The sequence below is a fragment of the Pseudomonas tolaasii NCPPB 2192 genome (assembly GCF_002813445.1).
GTDB lineage: Bacteria > Pseudomonadota > Gammaproteobacteria > Pseudomonadales > Pseudomonadaceae > Aquipseudomonas > Aquipseudomonas tolaasii.
The window spans coordinates 3705848-3728896 of record NZ_PHHD01000001.1; the positions used below are offsets into that span (position 1 = coordinate 3705848).

17 protein-coding genes are annotated in these 23049 nt (G+C 63.0%); 11 read left to right on the forward strand and 6 right to left on the reverse strand.

Going from position 1 to position 23049, the window contains the following annotated elements; translation table 11 throughout:
• The first annotated feature begins 71 nt into the window (after positions 1-71).
• Complete coding sequence (locus ATI14_RS17190) at positions 72-968, forward strand: LysR family transcriptional regulator (protein ID WP_031319621.1); 897 nt, start codon at positions 72-74, stop codon at positions 966-968.
• Between the two features lie 41 nt (positions 969-1009).
• Here the strand turns inward: ATI14_RS17190 and ATI14_RS17195 are convergent, their stop codons facing one another.
• Positions 1010-1894 (reverse strand): LysR family transcriptional regulator, encoded by an 885-nt coding sequence (locus tag ATI14_RS17195; protein ID WP_017255267.1) that lies wholly within the window; start codon positions 1892-1894, stop codon positions 1010-1012.
• Positions 1891-2796, reverse strand: a complete 906-nt coding sequence (locus ATI14_RS17200) for a LysR family transcriptional regulator (RefSeq protein WP_016970055.1) — start codon at positions 2794-2796, stop codon at positions 1891-1893. The genes ATI14_RS17195 and ATI14_RS17200 overlap by 4 nt, the downstream gene beginning before the upstream one ends.
• A 154-nt stretch (positions 2797-2950) precedes the next feature.
• Between ATI14_RS17200 and ATI14_RS17205 the strand changes: the two genes are divergently transcribed.
• From ATI14_RS17205 to ATI14_RS17235, 7 genes are all read left to right on the forward strand, one after another.
• A complete protein-coding gene (locus ATI14_RS17205; protein WP_016970053.1) occupies positions 2951-4285 on the forward strand; it encodes an MFS transporter in 1335 nt (444 codons plus the stop codon).
• On the forward strand, positions 4282-5307 hold the full coding sequence (locus ATI14_RS17210) for a hydroxyacid dehydrogenase (RefSeq protein WP_016970051.1): 1026 nt from the start codon (positions 4282-4284) through the stop codon (positions 5305-5307). The genes ATI14_RS17205 and ATI14_RS17210 overlap by 4 nt, the downstream gene beginning before the upstream one ends.
• 98 nt (positions 5308-5405) lie before the next feature.
• Positions 5406-6470: a hypothetical protein gene (locus ATI14_RS17215; protein ID WP_080520323.1), complete on the forward strand. Its 1065-nt coding sequence runs from the start codon at positions 5406-5408 to the stop codon at positions 6468-6470.
• A 53-nt stretch (positions 6471-6523) separates the two neighbouring features.
• Positions 6524-9553: a porin gene (locus ATI14_RS17220; protein ID WP_080520322.1), complete on the forward strand. Its 3030-nt coding sequence runs from the start codon at positions 6524-6526 to the stop codon at positions 9551-9553.
• Between the two features lie 10 nt (positions 9554-9563).
• On the forward strand, positions 9564-13394 hold the full coding sequence (locus ATI14_RS17225; RefSeq protein WP_080520321.1) for a beta strand repeat-containing protein: 3831 nt from the start codon (positions 9564-9566) through the stop codon (positions 13392-13394).
• The gene (locus tag ATI14_RS17230) at positions 13391-15232 is read left to right on the forward strand and encodes a peptide transporter (protein WP_080520320.1); all 1842 of its coding nucleotides are present in this window, start codon (positions 13391-13393) and stop codon (positions 15230-15232) included. Before ATI14_RS17225 ends, ATI14_RS17230 begins: the two co-directional genes overlap by 4 nt.
• 106 nt (positions 15233-15338) lie before the next feature.
• Complete coding sequence (locus ATI14_RS17235; RefSeq protein WP_016970044.1) at positions 15339-16283, forward strand: LysR family transcriptional regulator; 945 nt, start codon at positions 15339-15341, stop codon at positions 16281-16283.
• On the opposite strand, the gene ATI14_RS17240 is transcribed toward ATI14_RS17235, so the two are convergent.
• Positions 16207-16854: a TetR/AcrR family transcriptional regulator gene (locus ATI14_RS17240; RefSeq protein ID WP_016970043.1), complete on the reverse strand. Its 648-nt coding sequence runs from the start codon at positions 16852-16854 to the stop codon at positions 16207-16209. The two genes, ATI14_RS17235 and ATI14_RS17240, sit on opposite strands and share 77 nt — an antisense overlap.
• Before the next feature lie 120 nt (positions 16855-16974).
• On the opposite strand from ATI14_RS17240, the gene ATI14_RS17245 reads away from it, so the two are divergent.
• Both ATI14_RS17245 and ATI14_RS17250 read left to right on the forward strand, forming a co-directional pair.
• A complete protein-coding gene (locus tag ATI14_RS17245; RefSeq protein ID WP_016970042.1) occupies positions 16975-18192 on the forward strand; it encodes an MFS transporter in 1218 nt (405 codons plus the stop codon).
• A gap of 94 nt (positions 18193-18286) precedes the next feature.
• Entirely contained in the window at positions 18287-19084 is a 798-nt protein-coding gene (locus tag ATI14_RS17250; RefSeq protein WP_016970041.1) for a DNA/RNA non-specific endonuclease, read from the forward strand.
• Here the strand turns inward: ATI14_RS17250 and ATI14_RS17255 are convergent.
• From ATI14_RS17255 to ATI14_RS17265, 3 genes are read right to left on the reverse strand one after another with little or no spacing between them, the layout of a single operon-like run.
• Positions 19059-20300 (reverse strand): MFS transporter, encoded by a 1242-nt coding sequence (locus ATI14_RS17255; protein ID WP_016970040.1) that lies wholly within the window; start codon positions 20298-20300, stop codon positions 19059-19061. The genes ATI14_RS17250 and ATI14_RS17255 overlap by 26 nt on opposite strands.
• Positions 20301-20307: 7 nt before the next feature.
• Positions 20308-20871, reverse strand: a complete 564-nt coding sequence (locus tag ATI14_RS17260; protein ID WP_016970039.1) for an isochorismatase family protein — start codon at positions 20869-20871, stop codon at positions 20308-20310.
• 22 nt (positions 20872-20893) lie between these two features.
• Positions 20894-21343 (reverse strand): MarR family winged helix-turn-helix transcriptional regulator, encoded by a 450-nt coding sequence (locus ATI14_RS17265; protein ID WP_016970038.1) that lies wholly within the window; start codon positions 21341-21343, stop codon positions 20894-20896.
• Positions 21344-21813: 470 nt separating this feature from the next.
• Here ATI14_RS17265 and ATI14_RS17270 point away from each other — a divergent pair, with 470 nt between their 5' ends.
• Positions 21814-23022, forward strand: coding sequence for a YeeE/YedE family protein (locus ATI14_RS17270; protein WP_016970037.1), 1209 nt, complete (start codon positions 21814-21816; stop codon positions 23020-23022).
• The last annotated feature ends 27 nt before the right edge of the window (positions 23023-23049 follow it).

Consider the following 23049-nt stretch of genomic DNA (forward strand, 5'->3'; position numbering starts at 1 on the left):
GCGATGAAGCGACAGTTTTAGCGATATTTTATGATGTGATAGCATCGCTTTTTCTCATGAGTCTGGCCGCCTTGATTACCTTCAAACAAATCGATGCGCTGTACTGGATCGCCGAACTGGGCAGTTTTGAAGCGGCGGCCAACAAGCTCAACATGTCTCAATCGGCCATCTCCAAGCGCATCCAGGAGTTGGAAGAGACCTTTGATGTGGAGATTTTCGACCGCAGCAAACGCAATGCCCGGCTCACCGAAAAGGGCGGCGAACTGCTCGATTACGCCAAGGATTTGCTCCAGAGCCGCGACCAATTGCTTGAGCGGGTCAGCGCGCGCAAGGTGCTGGTGCGCCGGTTTCGCCTGGGCGTCACCGAACTCACTGCCCTGACCTGGTTGCCGGCGCTGGTGGAGGCGCTGCGTCAGGCTTACCCGAAAGTGCAGATCGAACCGTCGGTGGAACTGAGCAGCGAGTTGTTTCGCAAGCTGGAGAGCGATCAGCTCGATCTGGTGATCGTGCCCGATGTCTACAGCGACCCGCGTTTTCACAGCACGCCGCTGCAGTGCGTGGAAAACGCCTGGATGTGTTCGCCCGGCCTGATCCCGGATGCCGACCCGATCAGCCTGGAAACCCTGGCCAGTTACACCGTGCTCACCCAGGGCGCGCATTCCGGCACGGGGTTGATCTACGAACGCTGGCTGGCGGCGCACAACGTGCAGATGCCGCGCACCCTGACCAGCCATAACCTGCTGGTGCAGGTGGGGCTGGCGCTGTCGGGGATCGGCGTGAGTTACCTGCCCAAGGCGTGCCTGTCGCACCTGATCGAGCAAGGCACCTTGCGCGCCCTGATCACCCAGCCGGAACTGCCGAGCATTCAGTACGTGGCGCTGCACCGGGTGGACCGGCAGTTTGGCTTGAACCAGGACGTGGCGCAGCTGGCGCAGGAGTGTTGTGATTATTCGAAGTTGTTGCTGTGAGCCTGGCCTGCTTGCCACAACAAGCCCTGCTCGCTCCAGATTCAGGCATTCATGGCCGACAACCTGGCCAGCCCCGCCAGCCGGTCGATCAACTCACTGCGCCCATGCTTGAGAAACGCCAGTTGATAATTCACCGGCACCGGCGGCACCTCCAGTACCACTTCCTGAAATTCACCGCGCTCGATTTCCCCCACAAACAATCCCCTGGGCAAGCAACTGATGCCGACCCCGGCGCGAATCAATGCGAGCAACGCAAACAGGCTGTTGCTGCCGTACACATGGTTGAACTCCAGACCCTGTTCGGCGAACAGTTGCTCGCAACGGTGGGTGATGCCCGAGTCCGGCCCCTGCACGATGATCGGCCACAGCGCGAGCTGTTTGAGTGACAGCGTGGTACCGACCGGAAACAGCCCCGGCGGGGCCAGCCAGGTGAATTCGATGGACTGCAGCGGGATGGCCGCCATGGCGGCGGTCACGTAGTCCTGCGGGATCACGACCAGGTCGAGGTCGCCGTCCAGCAGCTTGCGTTGCAGGCGCGCGGAGAGGTCCACGTCGGGGTGCAATTCGATGTCCGGCAATGCCGCCTTGCTGCGCGCCACGAAATCGGTAAACCAGGTGATGGTCACCAGCTCGGTGAGGCCCATGCGTACCGTGCGCAGGGGCTGGCGGCTGGCGTGACGCAAGGCTTCAAGGCCTGCCAGGCTGTGGATCAGGCCCTCGCTGACTTCCAGCAATTCCGCGCCCTTGGCACTCAACTGCGCCTTGTGGTTGCCGGGCTGGAACAAGGGCAGGCAGGCCTGTTTTTCCAGTTCCTGCAAGCGTTTGCTGGTGGCTGACTGGGTGATGAACAGGCGTGTGGCGGCGCGTTGCACGGTGCCCAGTTTTGAGGTCCAGTAGAACGCTTCGATCTGTTTGATATTGATCATGCCGGCTGCCCGAAAGGTTGTTGCAGGTCGCAATGCTGGCCCATCAGTTCCACCACGTGGCGATGGAACGGGCTGTAGCTGTCGGCCCGGGCCAGCGCCACATAGGGCGTGGTGGGCAGCGGCGGTTCGACGTCGAGTTTCACCAGCTGCCCGGTGAGCAGGTAGGGCGCAGCAGTGGCGTCCGGCAAGTAGGTCACGCCCAGGCCGGACACGGTGAGGCCGATCAGTGCCGCCAGGCTGCTGCACGGAATATGCGCACTGGGGCTGGCCTGATGGGCCGCCAGCCAGCTGTCCATCAGCAAGCCGGAACCGGAGGATTTGCCCTGGGCCAGCAGGGTAAAGCGGGTCAGGTCTTCCAGCGTCAGCGGCTGGCTCGGGTCCAGCAGGCCGGGCGCGCAGAACCAGTTGTTGTGCACTTCATCGAGCCGCACCTTGATCAGCCCGTTACTGCTGAAGGCATCCGGCACCACGATCACGTCCACATGCCCGGCCATCAGCAAGCTGTGCAGGCGTACGCTCAGCTCCACCTCGGGCTCGATGCGCACCCTGGGGTAGTCGGCGGCAATCGCCTGGATCAGGCGTGGCAGCCAGGTCAGGGCGCTCAACTCGGTGATACCGATGCGCAGCTTGCGGCTGAGCACTTCGGGGCTGAGCAGGCAGCTGTTGACGATCTCGCGTTGCAGCAGCACGTCCCGCGCCTGGGCCACCACCTGCGCCGCCAGTGCCGTGGGTTTGGCCCCACGACCGCTGCGGTCGAACAGGGCAAAACCGAGCCAGTGTTCCAGTTCCTGGATTTGCCGCGAAATGGCCGATTGCACTTGGCCCAGGCGGTTGGCGGCGCCGTCGAAGGTGCCGTGGTCGACCACGGCGATCAACGCTTCCAGCTGTTTGAAGGTAGGCACCGAGATATTCTCATCATGATTTGGAATATTTTTAGTTCACGGAATATCTCTATGTCTACTTAAATTTCCTCGGCACTATCTGGCTCACGGCCTACTGGCGTGAGGGTTTCTTCACGACGTACCGACCATAACTCCAAGAAAAACCGGTGAAGAAATGAAAGCTGATTCCAAACCCGCCAGCCGTTTTCGCTGGGTCGTGGCGGCGCTGTTTTTCCTTGCGTACATGGTGGCGGGTGCCGACCGTGCCAACATTGGCGTGGTGGTGCCCTTCATCAAGCAGGAATACCACTTAAGCAACACCGACATCGGTGCCCTGGCCAGCCTGTTCTACCTGACCTACGCCATCGTGCAGATTCCCGCCGGTTACCTGTTCGGCCGCTACGGCATTCGCAAACTGCTGACCGGCTCGCTGATTCTGACGTCGCTCTCCACCTTGCTGATCGGCTTCACCAGCAGCGTGCTGCAACTCAAGCTGGCGCGTGCCTTGTTGGGGGCGGCGGAAGGGCCGATCAATATCGGCATCATTTCGATCATCAACCGCTGGTTCCCGGCACGGGAGAAGGGCTTCGCCACCGGTATTTTCATGTCGGCGGCCAAGGTGGCCCCGGCCATCGTGCCGCCGTTGTGCGCGTGGATCGTGCACCTGTATGGCTGGCGCGAAGTGTTCTTTATTTTCGCCATCCCGGGGTTTTTCGTCGGCGTGTTGTGGTGGTGGCTGGTGAAGGACGACCCGGCCGACAGCCGCCATTGCTCGCCGGCCGAGCTGCACTATATTCAGGACAGCGGCCCGCAGAGCCAGGCACTGAACACACCGATGGTGCGCATTCCGGCCGGGTTCGACCGGCTGATGCGCACCCGTGAAACCCCTTTGCTGAGTGACAACAAAAGCATCCTCGCCTCATGGAACGTATGGGCCTGTGCGCTGGGTTACTTCCTGATGGTCGGCATCACCTATTCGATCATGACGTGGGTGCCCACCTACCTGATCACCGTCAAACAGTATTCCGTATTGAAAATGGGCATGGTCGCTTCGGCGCCGTGGGTCGGCGCGATCATCGGCAACCTGTTGGGCGGCTGGCTGTCGGACCGCGTGTTCGACCGCCGGCGCAAACCGGCGATGCTGATCAGCTCCCTCGCCACCGTGATCATGATGTTCGTGCTGCTCAACGCGCCCACCGATCCGTTGTTGCTGTCGGCGGTATTCCTGCTGGCCGGCATCCTGTTGAACATCGGTTACTCGACCTTTCTGGTGTACCCGATGGGTCTGGCGACCAAGGCCCGCGTGCCGTTCGCCGCCTCCATCGTCAACACCGGCGGCTCGCTGGGCGGCGCGTTCACGCCGTTCGTGGTCGGGCTGTTGCTGGACCATTTCAATTGGGACTACGTGTTTGGTTTTCTCGGCGTGAGTTCGCTGATCACCTTCGCCATTGTGCTCACCATGATCGAGCCACGTCCTGCCACACCCGTTAATGCCCAGGAGCGCGTATGAATAGCGTCATGCAGGTCTGTCGTCTCGATTTCTGGATCAGCCCCGTGTTCGACGAGATGATCCGCAGCCACCCGCAACTGGCCTTGCAGGTCATGCCGCGCCAGGGCGACGACGCCCGCACCCTGGCGGCACTGCGCAATGCGCATGCCTACCACGTGTCGGCGGCCAAAGACGAATTGCCCGCGCACTGGTTCGCCAACCAGGCGCTGATCGAACAGTGCCCGCACCTGCTCTGCGTTTCTTCCGGCGGTGCGGGGTTCGACACGGTGGATGTGGCCGCCTGCACCCGCGCCGGCATTGCCGTAGTCAACCAGGCCGGGGCCAATGCCCATTCGGTGGCCGAACACACCTTTGGCCTTTTGCTGGCGGTGGTCAAACGTATCGTCGAGTCGGATCACACGCTGCGGCATGCCAAGGGTTTCAGCCGCGAAGATTTGATGGGCGAAGAGATCCACGGGCGCACCATCGGCCTGATCGGGCTGGGAGAAATCGGCGGGCGCGTGGCGCGCATCGCCCACGGCTTTGGGTTGGACGTGTTGGCTTACGACCCGCACCTGAGCCGCGAAACAATACAGGCGCGCGGCGCAACGCCGGTGACCCTGGCCGAGCTGTTGCAGCGCAGTGATTTCGTCTCGCTGCACTGCCCGCTGGATGCCGGCACCCGCCACCTGATGGGCGCCGACCAGTTCGCGGCGATGAAACCGGGCGCGGTGTTCTTATCCACCGCCCGCGGTGGCATTCATGATGAAGCGGCCCTGTTCGAAGCGCTGAAAAAAGGCCAGCTCAGTGGCGCCGGGCTGGACGTGTGGGCCTGTGAACCCCCGCCTCACTATGCGCCGCTGTTGAGCCTGACGAATGTGGTCGCCACCTTTCACACGGCGGGCGTTACCCACGGCGGCCGACGCAATGTGGCGCGCTCGTCGGCAGCGCAGATCGCGGCGATCCTGCGCGGTGAACGGCCGCCCCACCTGCTCAATCCCGAGGTGTGGGAAGTGGTCAGCGAGCGTATAAACGCACGTTGAGCCTCATATATTTAAAGTATTCAAACCCCGTTATTTAGATATTTTTCATAGGTGGGCGGCACTGGTAGGCTCTTAAAAAAACAAGAGAAGTGCCGGTCATGTTCATAAGCCTGTCCACCTCCATGAAACCCTTCTGCCGCCTTTTTGCGACCCTCGCCCTGATGGGCACACTGACCAGTTGCGCCAAGGTCGATGTGCACGGCGAAAGCGCCGACAAGCCCGACGCCGATGCCCGCCAGGTCTTGCGCCTGGGCCACGACGCCAGTGCCTATCCATTTTTGGTCTACGCCAACACCGACCTCTACAACCCGCCTCCAACCATCGAGCGCGCGGTGATCATACTGCATGGCGTGCAACGCGACGGTGACCAGTACTTCAACACCGGCCGCAAGTTGCTGGGCAATGCTCACCTGCCGAGTGCGAGCACCTTGTTGATCGCGCCGAACTTCCTTACTCCCACCGACTCCGGAGTCAGCGATGACATGCCGCTGTGGCCCCGCGACAAGTGGATGCATGGCATCGAGTCGCAGTTCGGGCGCAAGGGCATTCCGGCCTTCCAGGTACTCGATGACGTGGTCGGCTATTTGTCCGACCGCCAGCGCTACCCGGCGCTCAAGGAAATCGTGATGGTCAGCCACTCGGCCGGCGCGCAGTTGATGCAGCGCTACGCGGTGATGAATGACCTCGACGCCGGCCTCAAGGCCCATGGCCTGACGATTCGCTACGTGGTCGCCAGCCCTTCGAGCTATGTGTACTTCGACGACAATCGCCTGCAGAACGGCGTGTTCAAACCCGTGGTCTCCATCCTTTGCCCCAGCTACAGCCGCTACCGCTACGGCATCGAGGGCGCGCCCGCGTACCTGCTGAACCAGCACCTGTCGAGCCGCCAGGTGTTTGCCCGCTATGCCGCGCGGGACATCACCTACCTGGTCGGTGCGCAGGACAACAACCCCACCAGCCGCGTGCTCGACACCTCCTGTGGCGCCAATTACCAGGGTGACACGCGGCTCGATCGGCAGCTGAACTTCGTGAGCTACGAGCAGTTCCTGTCGAACCAGTGGCAGATCCCGCTGCGCCACCCGCAGCACACGATTCCAGGCATCGGCCACAACGCGGCGCGATTGCTCGGTGATAAAGCCGTCGCACGGATGCTGTTCCCTTAAGCCCCACGTTTTCGCCCAACGCTGCGTCTCGATAAAAACAATAAGAGAACTGTATGAGCCCAACACTTCCCATCACCCGGGCGCATCGCGCCTGGGGGCCTGGCGCATTGTCGCTGCTGGCCGTTGCCTTGCTCACCGCCCACGCCCAAGCCGACACATTGCCGTCCTCCGGCACGCTGTTCGACAACAGCCGCTCGGTGCTGCGTCCCACGGATAACGCGCAGCCGGCACCGCCCGGCAGTGTGCGCATCGAAAGCCAGAACGATGAACCGGTGCCCACTGCCAGCACCTCGACCCTGCAGTTGCAGGTGCGCCGGTTTGTGGTGAAGGGCAATCGCGAACTCAGCGACGCCCAGCTGCAGGCCGCATTGCAACCCTATGTCGGCAAGACCCTCGGCCTCGACGGTTTGCGTGACGCGGCGGCGCAGGTCACTGCGTTGTATCGCGCACGCGGTTACCTGGTGGCGCGCGCCTATCTGCCGGCGCAGGATATTCAAAACGGCCAGGTCACGGTCGGCATTTCCGAAGGCGTGATCGGCCAGGTCAGCGCCTTGCCCGACGCCGATGTACGCCTGCGCCCCGGCGTGCAACAGCAATTCATCAATGCACTGCCCACCGGCACCATCATCCGCGAGCAGGACCTGGAGCGCGTGCTGCTGCGCTTGTCGGACATCACAGGCGTGGCGGTGCACGCCATTTTGCGTCCGTCGCAGCAGCCTGGCGCCGCCGACATTGTGCTCAAGCTCAGTGAAATGACCGCGATCACCGCCCGCGCGACGATCGACAATTACGGTAACTACTACACCGGCGCCAACCGTCTGACCTCCAGCGTCAGCCTTAACGATGCACTGGGCCTGGGTGACAGCTTTACCGCCACGTCGCAGAACTCTTTCGAAGGCCTGAACATCAAGGGCGTCGGCTACCAGCAGCCGCTGGGCGCGACGGGCATTTCGGTGGGCGCCAACTACGCCGAACTTGAATACAAGATCGGCAAAAACCTCAAGGGCCTGGACGCCGACGGCACTGCGCAGGTGTCCTCGGTGTTTATCAACAGCACGTTGCTGCGCTCGCGCGACAGCAATATCAGCTTCAACCTCGCTGAAGATCACCGCCGCTTTGAAGACTCCGCGGGCGGTTTTACCGTGAACAAATCGGCGGTGTTTCGCAGCGCCACGCTGTACGGCAATTGGCGCGATGACTGGCAGGGCAGCAACGCCTGGAGCCTGTCTTACGGCATTGGCGACCTGGACAAAAACACCGCTGCCGATGCCGCGCTGGACGCGCTTACCGCCAACGCCGCCGGGCGCTACAAGAAAGCCAATGCCAGTTTCAGCCGCCTGCAAAACCTCGGTGGCGGCTACTCGTTGTTCGGTTCGCTGACCGGGCAGTGGGCCGACAAAAACCTCGATGCCTCGGAAAAACTCAGCCTCGGCGGGCCTAACGGCGTGCGCGCTTACCCGGTGGGTGAAGTCGCAGGCGACGAGGGCCTGCTGGGTCGTCTGGAGTTGCGCAAATACCTCGGGCGCTTTCAGGGCGCCATCGCCGAAGGCACGCTGTTTGCCGACGCGGGCAAGGTCAAGGTCAACAAGAACCCGTGGGACGCCAGTGAAAATACCCTCACACGCTACGGCTACGGCGTGGGTCTGAACCTCTATCACCGCGACCTGGTGATGAACACCAGCCTGGCGTTCTCGCCGGGCGCCGACCCCACCAGCGATGACCGTGCCGCCAAGCGCCTGTGGTTCTCGATTTCCGGTTCGCCCCAGGCGTTTGCCGGGCTGGCCAGCGACCTCGGTTCCAAAGGTGAAGACTTCGAAGTGGCCGAAACCGACACGGTGATCTATGGCGACTTCGGCATCGTCCCCGAGTACGTCGACCGTCACGGCTCGACACCGGCCGCGCCGGCAGACCAGAACCGCCTGGCCACGCCGAACGGGCGCAACATGGCGAGCTTCTGGCGCGCGCGCGATAACGTCTCGGCCATCGGCGTGCACGGCGGCTATGGCTTGAGCGACGACTGGAAACTGCTCTGGCAGCTCGAATACGGCATCTCGATGAACTACACCGCCAGCAACGACAAGTCGGTGAACCCGTCGGCATCGCCGAGTACCAAATTGCGCAACACCGGCGCCGCCTTCAACAACACCGATTACGGTACGTTGCTGTACGGCGTGTGGGACATGCCGATGAAAGAGGCGACCACCAGCCTCGACCCGTTCAACGGCAAGACCAGCGCCGCCTACTTCAACATCATCGGTTCGCCGGGTTTCAGCGCCGGGTTGTCGACCAACGTCAACGGCCCGCAAAGCTTTGACGACACGGCGGTGAATGGCGATGCGGCCTTCAACCGTCGCCAGTCCGGCGTGGTGGAGTACTGGACGCCGGTGTGGAACGGCCTGCAGCTCAAGCTGGCGTATTCGAACAACGGCATGAGCGTCGCCAATGATGTGGACAAGGGCTACATCTACGGCACCAGCCTGAGCTACAACAACGGCGGTTTCACCGCGGTGTTCGCCGCCGAGCGGCACATCAACTATTTCGGCATTGCCGACCTGGGCCGCAACGCCCGTGGGCTGGGCAGCAGCACTCACGTCACCGATGGCACTTCTTCGGATGATTTCAGCCTGCGCTACGGCCTGGCCTACGACTTCGGCGACACCAAGCTGTCGGTGATCGCCGATGACCTGTCGTACTCCGAAGACGGGGTGATCAACACCAGCACCACCTCCAGCGACCTCTCGCGTTACCGCCGCCGCGCCTATTTGCTGGGGGCGAGCCACAAGATAGGCCCCTGGACCCTGAAGGCCAGCTACGGCAAGGCCCTGCCGGGCAAGTGCGAAATGATCGGTGCCGCCGCGCCCGACTGCGACACCCACGGCATGGGCGCCACCCAATATGCGGTGGGCGCCAACTACAAACTGACCAAGCGCATCGACCTGTTCGGCCAGTACGTGCTGCTGAAAAACAACTCACTGGCCAACTACAACTTCGCCCTCACCGGCGTGACGGCCGCCAGCGGCTACTCGCCCGGCGTGGGCACCACCATCAGCGCCATCGGCACTGGCATCAACTATTCGTTCTGAGGAGAAGGCTGTGAGCAAACCACAAATCCAAACCGCGCTGCCTGTTCTCAAACCCTTGAGTTTTGCCGTGCTCTGCGCGCTGTACAGCCTGGCCCCGATGCCCGCCCTGGCCCTGGACAGCAACGCGCTGCCCACTAACGGCCAGGTGGTCGCCGGCAGCGGCAGCCTGAGCAGCAACGGCAATGTGCTCACCGTGCACCAAGGCAGCGACCGCCTGATCACCACGTGGGACACGTTCAACATCGGCAGCAATGCCCAGGTGAATTTTCTGCAACCCGGTGCCTCGTCGGTGGCGCTCAACCGCGTCACCGGCAGCGACGGTTCGCAGATCCTCGGGCACCTGAATGCCAACGGCCAGGTGTTTCTGGTCAACCCCCAAGGCGTGCTGTTCGGTGCCGGGGCCATGGTGGATGTGGGTGGGCTGGTCGCCAGTTCGCTGAACATTTCCAACAGCGATTTCATGGCGGGTAAAAACGTATTTGCCGGGCCGAGCGGTGGCGCGGTGGTGAACCAGGGCACGATCAGCGCGCGGGACGGTGGCAGCGTGGCGCTGCTCGGTGCGCAGGTGCGTAACGAAGGCACGGTGGTCGCGCGCCTCGGTTCGGTGGTGTTGGGCGGTGGCGAGAAAATTACCCTGGATTTCAACGGCGACGGCTTGATCAACGTCGAGGTCAACGACCCGGCCATCGGCGCCAGCGTGGTCAACCGGGGCTTGCTCAGTGCCAACGGCGGCGCCGTGGCCATGACCGCCCGCGACTCCCAGGCCATGCTTGGCAACGTGGTGAACAACGAAGGCGTGATCGAGGCGCGCAGCCTGCAACAACGCAACGGCCGCATCATCCTCGACGGCGGCGACAGCGGTGTGGTGGTCAACAGCGGCGTGCTGGATGTGTCGGGCAAAAATGCCGGCGAGCGCGGTGGCAACGTGACCATGACCGGGCAATACGTCGGCCTGTTCGACAGTGGCCGCATTGACGCCGATGGCGATGTCGGCGGCGGCACGGTGTTGATGGGCGGGGATTATCAAGGCAGTGGCAGTCTGCACCAGGCTGACAGTACCTTCATGGGCAGCGATGCGCGGATCAGCGCGAATGCCTTGAGCAACGGCGACGGCGGCAAGGTGATCCTCTGGTCCAAAGACAGCACGCAGTTCTACGGCAACATTGGCGTGCGCGGTGCCGGAAAACAGGGGCGTGGCGGGCTGGTGGAAACCTCCGGGCATGCGCTGGACGTGGCCGGTATCGTCGACCTCAGCGCGGTGTCGGGGCAGGGCGGCAGCTGGTTGATTGACCCGTTCAATATCAATATCACCAGCGGCGCCAGCAGCGGTACCTCGAGCAGTTCGCCGTTCACGCCCAATGCCGGCGGCAGTTCCAACCTGAGTTCGGCCACGCTGAATGCGTCCTTGTCGGAAGGCGCCAATATCCGGGTGACCACCTCTTCGGGGGCGGGCACCTCGGGGGATATCAACGTGCTGTCCAACGTCAAGGGCGTGGGCAATGCCACCCTGACCCTGCAGGCGCACCGCAATATCGTGATGACCAATACCAGCATCAGCAATGGCACCGGCAAGACGCTGAACGTGTCGCTGGTGTCGAACTTCAACAACAGCGGCAACGGCTCGGTGGCGTTGAGCAACGCGAGCATCAGCACCAACGGCGGCAACCTGACCCTCAGCGGTGCGGTGAACCCGGCGACCGCGTGGGCGAGCACCAACGTCAGCAACGGCACGGGCATTTCGTTGAGCAATGGCACGCGGCTGACCACCAGCGGCGGCGACATCACCCTGCGTGGCGCCACGTCGTCCACCTTGGCGGCGGGCTCCACGGCCACCGCGATCAACATCAGTGGCAGTACGCTCAACGCCGGGGGCGGCAATATCAGCATTAACGCCTTGCAGGCCAGCACCAGCGGGACCGGCGATGCTTTCGTGCTGACCGGCGGCAGCAGCCTGCTGACCTCGGGCGCGGGCTCGATCAATGTCGACAGCACCAACCTGGGCAGCGGCAACGGCACGCGCATTTTCAGTACCAGCAACATCATTGCGGCCACCGGCAGTGGCAATGTCAGCGTGCGTGGCAATGCGGCGTCGGGGGCGGCGGTGCTGGTGTGCTCCACGGCAGCGGGTTCGACCCAGACACTCAGCGTGGGCAGCGGCAAGCTGACCGTGCAGGGCAGCGGCGGTGGGCGTGGGGTGTTCCTCGCAGCGTCGGGCAACGGCGCCATCAACCTGAATGCGGCGCAGGGCGGCGACATCGTGATCGACGGCAGCAGCACAGGCAGCTATGGCACGATTTTCAATTCCACCGGCGCCACGTCGGCAATCAACCTCACCACCGACGGCAACATCACGGTTTCCGGGGCAACCTCGGGCGGTACCACGCCTGCTCTGGCGTTGATTGCTTCGGGCAATGGCACCGCCGCCGCGCCGGGTGCGCAAATCAACCTGACCAGCACGCGCGGCAACCTGCGGTTGAATGCCAACCACAACACCGTCAGCACGGCGACCGGCTCGTTCAAGGCGATTTCCCTGGACGCCGGCGGGGCGTTTTCAGCCATCAGCCTGTCGACTCAAAGCGGCAACCTCACGCTGGACGGCACCAGCACCTCCGGGCGCGGCGTGGACATTGCGCCTTCAGGTGCCGGCGCGGCGATCAACCTGGCGACCACCAGCGGTGACATCAACCTCAATGGCAACAGCACCACGTCGTTTGGTGGTTACGGGATCTTCTTCAACTCCACCGGCAACTCGCGCGGCGTCAACGTCAGCACAGAGACTGGCGACATCACCCTGCGCGGCGATTCGGTGGGCACCTCCGACGCCATCGCCCTCGGCGGCAGCACCGGCAATGGCACGGCCAGCAACCGCATTACCTCGAAGGGCGGCGACATCAGCCTCAACGGCAACTTCCACTCGCCCAACGCCGGCGAGCTGGACCACGGCATTGCGATCCTCAGCGTCAATAACCTCATTCAGACCACTGGTAACGGCAACGTGACCCTGACCGGCAGCGCCCGCGACCTGGGCAGCGGCATCGAGGTGTATGGCAATGGCAAGGCGCAACTGAGTGTGGAAAATGGCGCGCTCACCCTCAACGGCAGCAGCGGCGCGGGGGATGGGATTGGTTTGTTGACCGGGCAGAACTCGCTCCGCGCCACCGGTAGCGGCTCGGTGACGCTCAACGGCACGTCGGATACGGCGTCGGGGATCAACATCTTTCCGTCCGGCAGCAGCAGTGCCGTGACGATATCCACACTCAGTGGTGAACTGTCGCTCACGGGTACGGCGGGGCCAGCGTCGAGTGCGCCGGGGATCAGCATTCGCAGCGGGGCGTCGGGGGCGGGCAACGGCGTGAAGATTGTGTCCGGCAGCGGTGACATCAACCTGAAGGGCACCGCCCTTGGCAGCGGCGCCGGGGTGGCCATTGGCGCCACCAATGCCCGCGGTTTCAACACGCTGCAGAGCGGCGGCAACCTTAACCTCACCGGGCGCAGCACGAGCGGCGCGGCCTTGAGTGTCGACAGCGGCACCAACACTTTGCAGGTGGCCGACGGCATTCTGCGCCTGGACCTGGACACGCCTTCGGGCAACTACCTGAGCCAAAACAACGACAGCACCGCAATCACCGCTACTGGCAACGGGGCCGTGCTGATCGACCGTGGTGGGGTTATTCACAACGGGCTGCTGCCGATCACCTCCGAGCCCACGCGGCAATACCACCAGAGCCAGATGGTCAGCGACACCTGGCGCAAACCGCTGACGGGCGACTATCACCTCACGCCGCTGGGCAGCGTGACGGATGCGGTGAGTATTGATGTTGCGCAGGGAGCGTCGCAATGACCGAGCCGGTGTTCTCCCTCGAAGCCTTCGAATACCTGTGCTACACCCGCGACCACGAGGGCGGCGCCCGCGAGCTGGTGCGCTTGTTGCAATTGATCGACCGTAACTACGGCAAGTTATCCGAGCAGTTTTCCCTCAGCGTGTCCCCGGCGCTGACGCCGGGGGAGCTGGAAAACCATGTGCTGACACGCCTCACCAGCGCGATCACGGCGCTGCTGTCCGATCCGGGGTTTACCCTCAGCCCCGGCGGTTTTGGCCAGTTGATCAACCTGCAACGCTGGTTGTCTTCGCTGTTTGCCGCCAGCGCGTTTATCAATTGCGACCACATCCTGCGTTCGCTCAACCTGCTGGGGCCGAACGGCAATGATTACCGACTCGCCGAGCAGGACTTGGTGAAGTTCTGCCTGCTGTATTCGCCCGAATCCCAGTTGCCGCTGGACGTGGAGTTGCTGTGGGCGCAGAACCCCAGCCTGGCGGCGGCGCTGTTCATGGCCTTGATGTCGCCGCGCTTTCTCGGCACGCCGGCGGCGCATTCCAAGCGCGAAGCCTTGCTGGCCTGGCTGCCGGAACGGCTGGAGCAATTGGACAGTCTGGATGCACTGCCGCTGAACGTACTGCATGACGTGTACATGCATTGCAGCTACGCCGACCTGCCGCAGCGCCACCGCATCAAGGCGTCGATCAACGGGCTGATCGAGCGCAAGCTCGACAGCGTGGGCATCCACAGCGTGGCGGTGACCGCTAAGCCGGCGCGACAAAAGCCGCTGATGCTGGTGCTGCTGGAGTGGTTTTCCGGCGGGCATTCGATCTACCGCACCCACTCGCTGACCTTGCAGGCGGCGCGACGCGACTTCCACGTGGTGGCGATGGGGTACGCGGCCAATGTGGATGCGCTGGGGCGTGAAGTCTTCGATGAATTCATTGAATTGCGCGAGCCCGATGACCTGTTCTCTTGCCTGCGGCAAATCACGGCATTCGCCACCGAGTACCAGCCGGACGTGTTCTACATGCCCAGTGTCGGCATGTTCCAGATCACGATGTTTGCCAGCAACCTGCGCTTTGCGCCGTTGCAGGTGGCGGCACTGGGGCACCCGGCGACGACCGCGTCGCGGCATATCGACTGCATCAGTGTGGAGGCGGATTTTGTCGGCGATCCGGATTGCTTCGCCGAACGCCTGTTGCAATTGCCGGCCAATGGGCAGCCGTATCGGCCCTCGGCGATTACGGTTGAGCTGCCGCGCAGGGCGCGCACGGACACTGAATGGGTGAACGTCGCCGTTGCGGCGACCACCATGAAACTCAACCCGGCCTTTTTGCGCGCGTGCCAGGCGATCGCCGTGCGTACCTTGCACGCGTTCGGCAAGCGTGTGCGTTTTCACTTTTTGGTGGGGCAGGCGCAGGGGCTTCTGTTTCCGCAACTGGTGCGTTTGATCGAGCGTTATGTGGGCAATGCCACGGTGTACCCGCACCAGGCCTATGCGGACTACATGGCCACGCTCAACGGCTGCGACCTGTTCCTCAGTCCGTTTCCGTTCGGCAATACCAACGGCATTATTGACGCCTTTACCGTGGGCCTGCCAGGCGTTTGCAAGACCGGGCCGCAGGTATTTGAGCATATCGATGAAGGGTTGTTTCGGCGGGTAGGGTTGCCGCCCTGGACAGTGGCGCGAACCCCTGAAGAATATGTGGACGCGGCAGTGCGGATGGCGGGGAGTTATGCCGAGCGCTTGGCGTTGTATCAACACCTGGAAACCAGCAAGCCCCTGGAGGTGCTGTTCAGCGGCGAGCCGCACGCATTGAGCGAAGCGTTGCTGGTTGAGCTTTCTGCATTGAGGTGAGCCCGCTCGCCACCGGAAGCTCCTGCTTCGCCACCGTTGGATTTGTGCGCCGGGTACTGATAAACAGGGCTTATTCTTCCCTTATCAATACCCGGTGTAATCCATCATGAAGCGCCATTTCGAAGACCTGCAATTGGGCAGCATCGAGTTGTTCTGCCTCGCCGCCGAAGCCAGCAGCTTCACGGCCGCCGCGCAGGTGGCGGGTGTCACCCCGGCGGCCGTCAGCCGCAGCGTCTCGCGCCTGGAAGAACGCCTGGGTTCGCGCCTGTTCGTGCGTACCACCCGCAGCATTCGCCTGACCGACAGCGGCCGCACGTTCTTCGAGCAATGCCGCCAGGCCCTGACCCAACTGGTGGAGGCGCAACAGGAAGTGATGGGCGCCCAAGCCGTGCCGTCCGGCCTGCTGCGTATCAGTATTCCCACCACGTACGCGCATCATCGTCTGCTGCCCTTGCTGCCGAAATTTCGCGCGTTGTACCCCCAAGTGACCGTGGATGTTCACATCAGCAACCGCAACATCGACTTCGTCGCCGAGGGCTATGACCTGGCCGTGCGTGTGCGGGCGCAGCCGGATTCCTCACTGATCGCCCGATTGCTCGAAGACGCCGAACTGGTGGTCGTCGCGGCGCCTTCTTACCTGCAACGCGCCGGCGTGCCGCAAACCCTGGAAGAACTGGCCGCCCACGAATGCATCCAGTACGAACTGCCGAGCAATGGCCGACGCATTTCGTGGCTGTTCAACGTGGAGGGCAAAGCGCGGGAGTTTACGGGGGAGGCGGGTTACAGCTGTTCCGACGACGTGCTGGGCGGCGTCACCCTGGCTCGCCATGGCGCGGGGTTGTTTCAGACCTACCGATTTATCGTCGAGCAGGCATTGGCGGACGGCAGCCTGGTGGAAGTGTTGAAACCCTTTGGCGGCCGCTCGCGCCCCTACACGCTGCTGTACCCCCACGGGCGTTATGTGCCGCATCGGGTCAGGGCGTTTGTGGATTTTTTGCTGGCATCTCGGGATGAGAGGGCGGCGCTGGCCACACCAGCAAGAGCTGGCTGATCGCTGCGTCAATGGTCTCAAAAGGCGTGTTGTCCCGTGCCTGAATCGAAATGCCCTGCAGAAAACTGTCAAACACGGTCGCCATCACTTGCGGGTCCAGCGAGCCAGGCAACTCTGCGGCCTCTACCGCGCGCGCTACACACGCCACGATCCCCGCCCGCGTGCGCAAACGTGATTGCGTCAATGCATCGGTCACCCGCGCGTTCTCGGGGCTCGGGGCGCTCATCACACCCAATGTCACCATGCAGCCCTTCGGGTGAGCATTGTCACACTGCATGCGCGCTGATTGGCGCAGTGCGGTCTCGACTGCCCGACGCGGCGGCAGGCTTTCGTCCCACAGGCATTCGGTGACCTGGGCGTAGGTCGCGAGGTAGCGCTGCACGCATTCATCGAACAACGCCTCCTTGGAGCCGAACGCAGCGTAAAAACTCGGCGCGGAAATGCCACCGCCCAGGCCCGTCTTGAGTTGGGCAAGCGAGGTGGCGTCGTAACCGTGTTGCCAGAACAGGTGCATTGCCTGTTCTACGGCCTGGTCGCGGTCGAAATTGCGCGGGCGGCCCATTTGTGCCATGTGCGGATCTCCTGTGGAAACGAGATAGATACTAGTCGATACATAAGTTATTGACAACGCGTAGCGGTCGCCCGCAACATTTGTATCGATCAGTATTTAAGTCGCCTCAAGGAGCTTCCCGTGACCCCTTCACTCAGTTTGTCCGCCTCGTCCGAGCGCTTGCCCATCGGTGCCTTGCTGGCCCTGGCGATGACCGGATTTATCTGCATCGTCACCGAGACCCTGCCTGCCGGGTTGTTGCCGTTGATCAGCGAAGGCCTGGCGATTTCGCCGTCCATGGCCGGGCAGATGGTCACTGCGTATGCGCTGGGATCGGTGCTGGCGGTGATCCCGATGACCATCGCCACCCGTGGCTGGCGTCGGCGCAACGTGCTGCTGCTGACCATCGTTGGCTTTCTGCTGTTCAACTCAATCACGGCATTGTCGTCCCACTACGGCGTCACGCTGGTAGCGCGGTTCTTTGCCGGGGTGGCGGCGGGGCTCGCGTGGAGCCTGCTGGCCGGCTATGCCCGGCGTATGGTCGCCCCGCATCAGCAGGGCAGGGCGCTGGCGCTGGCCATGGTCGGCACGCCGATTGCGTTGTCTCTCGGCGTGCCTCTGGGCACATGGCTCGGCGGGCTAGTGGGCTGGCGCATTACGTTCGGGCTGATGTCGGCACTCACGTTGGTTTTGATTGTGTGGGTACTGGTGAAAGTCCCGGACTATCCGCCACAGGCCGCGCATCAACGCCTGTCTTTGGGCAACGTGCTGACTACGCCCGGCGTGCGACCGGTGCTGGCGGTGGTGATCTGCTGGATGCTGGCGCACAACATCTTGTACACCTACATCGCGCCGTTCGTGGCGCTGGCCGGGTTGGGCGAGCGTGTGGACGTGGTGTTGCTGGTGTTTGGCGTTGCCGCATTGGCGGGTATCTGGGTGACGGCCAGGTTGGTCGAGCCTTTGTTGCGCAAGACGGTGCTGGTGAGTCTGGCGGTGTTTGCCTTGGTGAGCGGGGTATTGGGATGGCTGGGAGACGTTCCGACGGTGGTTTACCTCGGCGTGGCGGTGTGGGGGTTGAGCTTTGGTGGTGCGGCAACCCTGTTGCAAACGGCACTCGCCGATGCGGCAGGTGACGGTGCAGACGTGGCGTTGTCGCTGAATGTGGTGGCTTGGAACAGCGCGATTGCAGGCAGCGGTGTGGTCGGCGGCGTATTGCTGGATACCTGGGGTGTCTCGTCGTTTCCCTGGGCCATGCTGTTGCTGATTGGGGGGGCGTTCATGATTGCCTGGTCGGCACATGCCCATGGTTTCAAACCGGGTGCTCGCGCGGGAGGAAAACCGGCTGCCGCCGGGCACTAAAGTGACTTGTTCGGGTCAATAACCCTCGCAATATCATTCACTTGGCTCCGCTTGCCGGAGCCTGCCGCCTCCATCCTCTTCAAAGAAGTCATCCATGCACCTGCGCAACATTGCAGTCGGGCTGTCAGCCCTCGTTTTGTTCTCCACCGGCGCCGCGGCGCGCAACCTTCCGGACCTTTACTCCCCGCAGGAAAAACAGCTGTCGTTTGCCAGTTGCGCCGACCTGTTCCCGGCCTCGAACCCCATCAACACCGCGACCGTTCCCGCCACCATGAAGCCGCTGGCGCTGTGCTCGGACAATTTTGCGGTGCTCTACTCGCAAACCAGCAAGACCCCGCTGGTGGTGGTTGAACGCCTCAACGCCGCGCAATTGAAAGACGCCAAAGGCGAAGAGCGCACCAACCAGTTCTATGCCGACCCGCGTATTCCCAAGGGCGCCCGCGCCGAGTTGAGCGACTACCGCGCCCAGCATCCGGCCATGGACCGCGGCCATCAGTCCCCGGCCGCCGACGCACCGAGTGCCAACGCCATGGCCCAGTCGTTCGCACTGTCGAACATGGTGCCGCAAGACCCGACCAACAACCGCAAGATCTGGAGCAAGGTCGAGGCCGACGTGCGCAAGTTCGCCGTGCGTGCCGGCGGTGATGTGTTCGTGTTCACCGGGCCGTTGTTTGATGCGGGCTACGGCACCATCGGTGACAACAAGGTCTGGGTGCCGACGCGCCTGTTCAAGCTGGTGTACGACGCGTCCTCGAAACGCGCCTGGGCCTACGTGCTACCCAACGCTGAGACCCGTATCGAACGGCCGATGGACTACGAGACTTTCGTCAAGACCACCGGGCTCAAGTTGCTCGGCAACCTTCCGGTCACGGGGTCGGTGGGTCGGACTTGACCCACTGAGGCTTGTCCAGCTGGCGTTTGATCGTCCAGATCGCCACGCCCACGGCCAGGATGCCGGACGCCGCGCCGACCACCAGTGACCAGCGCGGCCCCAGGTGGTCGGCGACCCAGCCGACGATGGGCGCGCCAATCGGCGTGCCACCCAGCGCCACCGCCACACGCAAGGCAATCACCCGGCCACGCATGGCCGGTTCGGTGGTGAGCTGCATCAAACTGTTGGTGGTATTGCTGAAGGTCATCGCACCCACGCCGATGATCACCAGCGCAATTGCAAACGTCCAATAGTTCGGCGCCACGGCGGCCAATGTGCAACCCAGGCCGAAGACTGCCGCGCCGGTGAGCAGCGATTTGAACTGCGGCCGCTCACTGCCCGCCGCGATCAACGCCCCGGCGATGGTGCCGATGGCCAGGGTCGAGGTCAGCAGGCCATAGCCGCGCGCGTCGGCATGGAACACGCTGACGGCCATGGTCGAGATGAAGATCGGGAAGTTCATGCCAAAGGTGCCGATCAAAAACAGCATCAGCAAAATCGCCTTCAAATCCGGCCTTGCCCATACGTAGCGAATACCTTCGGTGAGGCTGCCTTTGGTGCGCAGCGCGCGTACTTTGGTCTGCCTGGATACCCGCAGGAAAAACAGCGACGCCAGCACCGCAAAAAAACTTGAGCCGTTCAGCAGAAATGCCCAGCCGGTGCCGACTGACGCGATGGTCACGCCGGCCACTGCGGGGCCGATCATGCGGGCCATGTTGAACGACGTCGAGTTGAGTGCAATGGCATTGGACAAATCCTTCTCGCCCACCAGTTCCGCCACAAAAATCTGCCGCACCGGCGCATCGAATGCCGAGGCGCAGCCGGACAAAAACGCAAACACATACACGTGCCACAACTCGACAAACCCGGTGATGGTGAACACCCCCAGCGTCAATGCCAAAAGGCCCATGACCGCCTGGGTGGTGATCAGCAATTTGCGCTGGTCGTAGTGGTCGGCGGCAAAGCCGGTCCAGGGCAGCAACAGCAACTGCGGGCCGAATTGCAACGCCATGACTATGCCGACGGCTGCCGCGTTGTGCGGGGTGAGCTGGGTGAGTACCAGCCAGTCCTGGGCCGTACGTTGCATCCAGGTGCCGATATTCGACACCAGCGCCCCGGCCGCCCAGATGCGGTAGTTGGGGCTGCGCAGGGAACGAAAGGTGCCGAGAAAACCCATGTTTTTTTCATGCCTCCCGGTTGTCGAGCAAACCCAGGATGGCCTGTGTGGTGCCCGACTCGCCGAGCTTGGGGAACACGTTATTGACGCTGTAGGCGTGGGCTTCTGCGCTGGCATCGGTCATGGCGTCGGTGGCGAGCGTCACGTTGAAACCGGCTTCGTAGGCTTGCCGGGCAGTCGCTTCGACGCCGGTGCCGGTGGCGACGCCGGTGATCACTACCTGGCTGACGTTCAGTGCTTTGAGTTGTGCTTCGAGGTCCGTATTGGCAAATGCGCCCCAGGACCGTTTGGTCACCTGGATATCGCCGGGCTGTTGCCCGAGCTCAGGAATCAGGTCGGCCCAACCGTCGGGCAGCGCATCGCTGCGCCGTGGCCGTTCGGTACGCCCCGGCGCGAAGCCGGTGACATTGACCAGCACCACCGGCAAACCGCGCTCGCGGAAGGCGTCGAGCAACGCGCGGGAGTGCTTGATGACGTCCTTGACGGGGTGAATAAAGGGGTAATCGATGATGCCCTGTTGCAGGTCGACGATGATCAGGGCGGTGGTTGCGTCCAGCGAGGTGACAGCCATGCTATTTCCTCAATCGGTGCGTTTAAAAATCGGCAAGTCGCTCCAGCAGTTTTACCGCAGCGGCGAGTTCGTGTTGTTCCTGGGGTGTCAGCTGTTCTTGCAGGGCGTGCAGCAGCCAGTCGTCTTTGGCGGCGCGGCTTTCGATCAGGTGTTTGCGCAATGAAGGTGTCAACTGGATCAGCGTTTGACGGCCATCGCTGGGGTCGGGTTGGCCGCTGACTGCTTGCATCGCCTCAAGCCCGGCGACGGTGATGCGCATGGATTGCGGGCGCACGCTTTCAGCGCGGGCGAGGGCGGACACGGTGGTCGGGCCGTCGCGATCGAGGCGCAGCAGCACGGATTTTTGCGCAGAGGTGAAGTCGTCGGGGTGGGTTTGCTCGCGCAGACGCCGGATCAGTTTGCCCAGAGAGATGCGCAGCTCGGCGGCCAGGGTGGCGGCTTCGGCATTGAGGTCGGAGTGGGATTTGGTCATGCCGGGACGGTAGCATGAGGGAAGGGAAACTGTACAGTTTTGCTGTATTGTTTTTTGATCTAACCACTCAGGCCGCCGTGCTTTTGATCTTGATCTTGATCCTGGGAGCCCCGTTAAAACACGCTGGCCGGAATTCGACAGGGATTTGGGGGGTAAACCGGCAGGGATGCCGGTTTAGCCGCCCCGCGCCATGGATGGCGCGTGGCGGCGGCCCCCCAAATGCCTGTCGGATTACGGGCACACCGAGCCTAGGCGAGGTGCCGAGTGTTGGGGCAAGAGCGCTTTGGTTACTTTCGCGCTTTTCGAAAGTGACCCGCCGTAAGGGCGGAACCATAAGCCGCCTTCATCCAAATAACGGATATACCCCCAGCCCCCCAAAAATCCCCCACCATAAAAAAATGTGTAGATACCTACGGTTTAACCCCCGTTTATACTCGACCGCCCCCTCATCCAAACAACCCGGAACCCCCATGAGCACCACTCTCCCCATCCCCACGCGCAAGCCCGTCGCGCCGCTGCTGGCCTTCATCATCCTGGTGCTCGGCGCCCTGTTCCTGCAAAACAGCGTCGGCTCGCGCCAGGTGCTGTTGCTGGTAGTCGGCGCCGCACTGGGCCTGACCCTCTACCACGCCGCGTTCGGCTTCACCTCGGCCTGGCGGGTGTTCATCAACGACCGTCGCGGCGCCGGTTTGCGCGCTCAAATGGTGATGCTGGCCATCGCCGTAGTGCTGTTCTTCCCGGCCCTGGGGGCAGGCACCTTGTTCGGTCAGCCAGTAACAGGGCTGGTAGCCCCGGCCGGAATCTCGGTGGTATTCGGTGCCTTTATCTTCGGCATCGGCATGCAACTGGGCGGCGGCTGTGCCTCGGGCACCCTGTTCACCGTCGGCGGCGGCAACGCGCGCATGCTGGTGACGCTGTTCTTCTTTATCTGCGGTTCGCTGATCGCCACCCACCATGTGGATTGGTGGTTTGCACTGCCGGCGTTCCCCGCCGTGTCCATCGTCAAGAGTTTCGGCGTAATGCCGGCGCTGGTATTGAGCCTGGCCGTGTTCGCGCTGATTGCCTGGATCACCGTGCGCCTTGAGAAGGGCCGCCATGGCCAGCTCGAAGAGGGCATCACCAGCCCGCACACCGGCCTGCGCCGTTTCCTCCGTGGGCCGTGGCCGCTGGTGTGGGGCGCGATTGGCCTGGCACTGCTTAACTACGCGACCCTGGCCTTGGCCGGGCGGCCGTGGGGCATTACGTCGGCGTTCGCGCTGTGGGGCGCCAAAGTGGCGAGCGGCCTGGGTGTGGACGTGGCCAGCTGGGCGTTCTGGCAGATGCCGGGCAACGCCAAGGCCCTGGCGGCACCGGTGTGGGAAGACATCACCAGTGTGATGGACGTGGGCATCATCCTTGGCGCGTTGCTGGCCGCAGGCCTGGCCGGGCGTTTTGCGCCGAGCCTGAAAATCCCGGCGCGTTCGCTGGTGGCGGCAGTGATCGGCGGCTTGCTGCTGGGCTATGGTTCGCGCCTGGCTTATGGTTGCAACATCGGCGCGTACTTCAGCGGCATCGCCTCGGGCAGCCTGCATGGCTGGGTGTGGCTGGTGGCGGCGTTTATCGGCAACAGCGTGGGCGTGCGCCTGCGGCCCTTCTTCTTTGCGGGCGAGCGGCCGCAGGTGGCGTTGAGCGGTTGCTGAATGATTAACCTTGAGCGGTAGGGTGCC